At 40.3% G+C, this 3,902-nt stretch carries 3 protein-coding genes; 2 read left to right on the plus strand and 1 reads right to left on the minus strand.

The features are described 5' to 3' along the window. Positions 1-380: 380 nt before the first annotated feature. Complete coding sequence (locus ACR2MV_RS07185; RefSeq protein ID WP_434021226.1) at positions 381-587, minus strand: hypothetical protein; 207 nt, start codon at positions 585-587, stop codon at positions 381-383. 119 nt (positions 588-706) lie between these two features. Here ACR2MV_RS07185 and ACR2MV_RS07190 point away from each other — a divergent pair, with 119 nt between their 5' ends. Together ACR2MV_RS07190 and ACR2MV_RS07195 are read left to right on the plus strand one after the other, a co-directional pair. Further along, positions 707-2,620, plus strand: a complete 1,914-nt coding sequence (locus tag ACR2MV_RS07190; protein WP_434021227.1) for a hypothetical protein — start codon at positions 707-709, stop codon at positions 2,618-2,620. Between the two features lie 33 nt (positions 2,621-2,653). Next, the coding region (locus tag ACR2MV_RS07195) for a tyrosine-protein phosphatase (RefSeq protein WP_434021228.1) at positions 2,654-3,902 on the plus strand (1,249 nt) is incomplete at its 3' end.

Raw genomic sequence — 3,902 nt, forward strand, 5'->3', positions numbered from 1 at the left:
TGTGTTTTCTTTAATAACTGTCTAGTAAAATAATCTTTGACTGCTCAAATAGCGCTATCTAAATGGGCAACAGTTTGATCTACCTTTTTTCTAATTTCTTTTCCTTCTGGACTGTTAAATTTATCTACCGAATTATTACATGATATTAACAGGATTCCTAAAAGGAAACATAAACTAATTTTTGATACTATTTTATTCATTGGCTAGAATAGATATTTGAGTAGTATTTTATTTTCAAATGAACGCCAACTAGTTAATAAAGCCAATATTGCTTATATACCTCCATATAGGAGAGCTATAAGCAGTAAATGTAATGAAAATATTCCTGGCTTTAGATGGCATTGAATAAAGGTGAACCTCTCAGCCCTCCCTTATCCTCTTCATCTACTCATGTCTTTTTCATTGTTTCGTTGTATTCGTGAATTCACTCTGTTCATTTCATCACCCACCTTACGCTGCACTATCTTGCCATAGCTCTGCTGGGTAGTAGCTAGTTTGGTGTGCCCCAATAGCTCAGAAACTACCTCCATCGGAACATTATTAAACAGAAGCACCTTAGTAGCAAAAGCCCTTTTGTTCAAAAACATTGACCATTATCAATGATTAACATGATGATGATCATCAATATAATATGGAAGCTGTATTAACTTCCTCAGTTAATTCATCAGCATAATGTGAGTATCTCTAATTTCATTTAACCGACTACATGAAAAAAAGTAATCTAATCACAAACGCGATTCATATCTTAATATTTCTCTTGTCTACACCAATCATTTACGGTCAATATTGTGTGCCACTGACTGTTGATTCTATAGAATTTCAAGTGACCCCGCGTTTCGCTGAAGTGGAAACAGCCTGGTACCCAGAATGGATCAATAATCATCAAGGGGATACAATCTATCCCCTACCCCTTGATCCCTTGCCTAAATGGAATCATCCTTTTATGAAAGATAATGTGCCCAGCGCCATGCATGAAGACTCTTATGCTTCTGATATTAGTAATATGCAGGGCCCTGTTCCGGAAAACCCAAGCGTTCAGTACTTTCAGGTCAGGGAGAAAGGTCAGGAATTTTCAGGGATGTGTCCCTCTTTCGCCTTTTTGGACGAGAACACGATGGTAACGCTATCTTTTGGAAGGGCCAATACTACGCTGCTGCTAATAGATATACAAAATGAACTGAAACTTATCGATGCCATGCCAATCCCGGGCAGAGGAAACAAAGCGATGGATCTGGCCAGTAAAAAGGCTCGTAAAGCCTTGTTCAGAGACACCTCAGGAGGTGCCTATTTTTTTCTGTCAAAAGAGAATGAAGTAATCATTCCGGGACCAGACTATAGAATCTTCTATATCCCTATCAAAGATCGAAAATTTGACAGACAGCGTATGGTATCCTACGAGATTCTGGAAGAAATCAAAAATGGAGACCTCATCCATGAAGGCCTTTCAGACAAAGAAGGTGGTAATAAACTCACAGCTGTCATGCCCGATGCAGATGGAAATATATGGTATACTTCAAAGTTGGGGATTATTGGGGTTATCGATCTAAAAAATCATAAACGAGGTTCCTACCCTAAGGAGGGGGCTTGTCCTAAAACCTATTCCCATCTTATCGGTGAATTTGGATTGATGAAAAAAATCAAAACCTTGTTCGGCAAAGAATACGCTAAAAAAGAAGACCTGGAATTCTACCGTGAAGGAATGGATGACAAAGAATACAGAAAGAAATTCCGTGAGTTTTTTATGATCGACCCTGAGTCACGAGAAGAGATTCAGAACTCCTTTGCCATAGGTCCGGATGGAGTTTACATCGTTTCGAATATCGGTCTATACAAGTTGAGGTTTAATGACAAGACAAAAAAAATTGAAATGGATCCCAAATGGGAAAAGAGTTTCAACGATAGTGATGATTTAATGTATCCCAACGACGGTACTCAAAAGAAAGGCCAGTTGAACGATGGAAGCGGAACAACACCAACACTTATGGATGATCGGTTCGTCATTATCGCCGATAACGATGAGAGTCAGATCAACCTGAATATATTTTCTCAAGAGGATGGTACCCTTGTTGGTCGGCACAAACTATTTCAACCAGATCAAAGCGCCTGTGAGAACTCTGTAGTTGCTTATCGAAACAGTTTGATTATTGGCAATACCTATAACTATACAGATCCGTTTGACGAAAATGACACGCCCGGAGGAATTAACCGATTTGATTTTAATGAAAATTCTAAAAAATTTGAACAGGTAGAAGGATGGCCAGCAGAGCATATCGATTGTAAAACAGCTACGCCAAAGATGTCAACTGAAACAGGTTTGATCTATGTGTACAACAGAGAGAAATCCTCTGAAGATGCTCACAACGACTGGCAACTGACGGCTATCGATTATCAAACGGGGAAGAAAGTGTTCTACATCAGACCCGTTTTTGAAAAAGGCTCCTTTAAAGACAACATCAACTTTATGATGAAGGCCTTTGCTTTAGGCAATAAAGACTATGATCAAAAAGTGTTCAATAACATTTGGGCCACCTATACTTTTGGGCCTAATAACAGCATTTATATTGGAGCTTATCGCGGTTTCTTAAAATTCTCTTCCGATCCTAGACCCTCAATCCAATAGATCGCCTATCCTAACCACTTAATTCATATCACCATGAAAACAAACAAAAAAATACAACCACAACGACTTTTTGAAAGCCATAAATTCTGCGGATTATCACTAGTTATACTAGCTTTATTTTTATTGTCATTTTATATGGGAAAGGCTCAAGAGAAACACTTTAAGGGTGATCAGGAGAGCAAGGCCTATACCAATCTGAACTTTAACCAAGATAAAAACAGCTTTCGGTTTGCCATTATCGGTGACCGGACCGGTGGTCATAGGAATGAGATATTTCCAGCTGCTATAGATATGCTCAACCTACTTCAGCCCGAATTTGTGATCAACGTGGGTGATCTGATTGAAGGTTATGTGGAAGACGAGGCAGTGCTGAAATCTATGTGGCAGGAAGTCGATGAAACTCTTACCTCCTTGGAAATGCCCTTCTTTCTGGTAGCTGGAAATCATGACATCAATCTTGATCCTTCAGAAAAAGTATGGTTCGATCGAGTTGGAACAGATCGATCCTATTCTCATTTTGTCTATAAAAATGTTCTCTTTCTTCAATTGAGCACAGAAGATCCCCCGAAAAATGATCCTGGAGAAGAGCTTGAAGAAAAGTATGACCGTGTCAAAGCAGGACAGGTAAGTCCGGAAGAGGGGCGCGCTATTGTTGAAGAATTGGAAGCATGGGCAGGAAAAGTAAACATCAGCCAGCAACAGGTTGACTACTTCTCAAAGGTTTTAAAAGATAACCCCAAGGTGAGATGGACCTTTGCCTTTATGCATACCCCGGCTTGGACCCAACCGGATCTTGGCAATTTTGCCAAGATTGAAGCGCTTTTGGCCAACAGGCCTTATACCGTTTTTGCGGGTCATACGCATACCTATGATTACACCCAAAGAAAGGGTCGCGACTATATTACGATGGGTATGACAGGAGGCTTGAGCCCCGAACTTGCCACTAAAGGAAATATGGATCACATTACCCTTGTCACCATGAACCATACTGAGCCTGTTATCAGCAATCTTTTAATGAACGGCATACTAGACAAAAGAGGTGCCTTGCCCTCAATGCAAGATTATCTATTGTACCAGCCTCGACAGCTCACGCGGACCAGTTTTAGCCTGGCCATAAAAACGGTACCCAATCTTCGAGATCTGGGAGGACAGTACACAGATGAAGGAGCTGTTATGGCTAACGGACTTCTGTACCGGTCAAACCAACTCAGTGGGATCACTCCGGAAGACATGAAGAAAATTGCTGATCTTGGTCTGGTCAATGCATTTGATCTTCGCACCA

This window comes from Lutimonas sp. (assembly GCF_051011215.1).
GTDB lineage: Bacteria > Bacteroidota > Bacteroidia > Flavobacteriales > Flavobacteriaceae > Lutimonas.

Excerpts from the sequence above, each read along its gene's own strand:
- ACR2MV_RS07185 (WP_434021226.1), bottom strand. The coding sequence starts at position 587 with ATGTTTTTGAACAAAAGGGCTTTTGCTACTAAGGTGCTTCTGTTTAAT.
- ACR2MV_RS07190 (WP_434021227.1), top strand. The coding sequence starts at position 707 with ATGAAAAAAAGTAATCTAATCACAAACGCGATTCATATCTTAATATTT.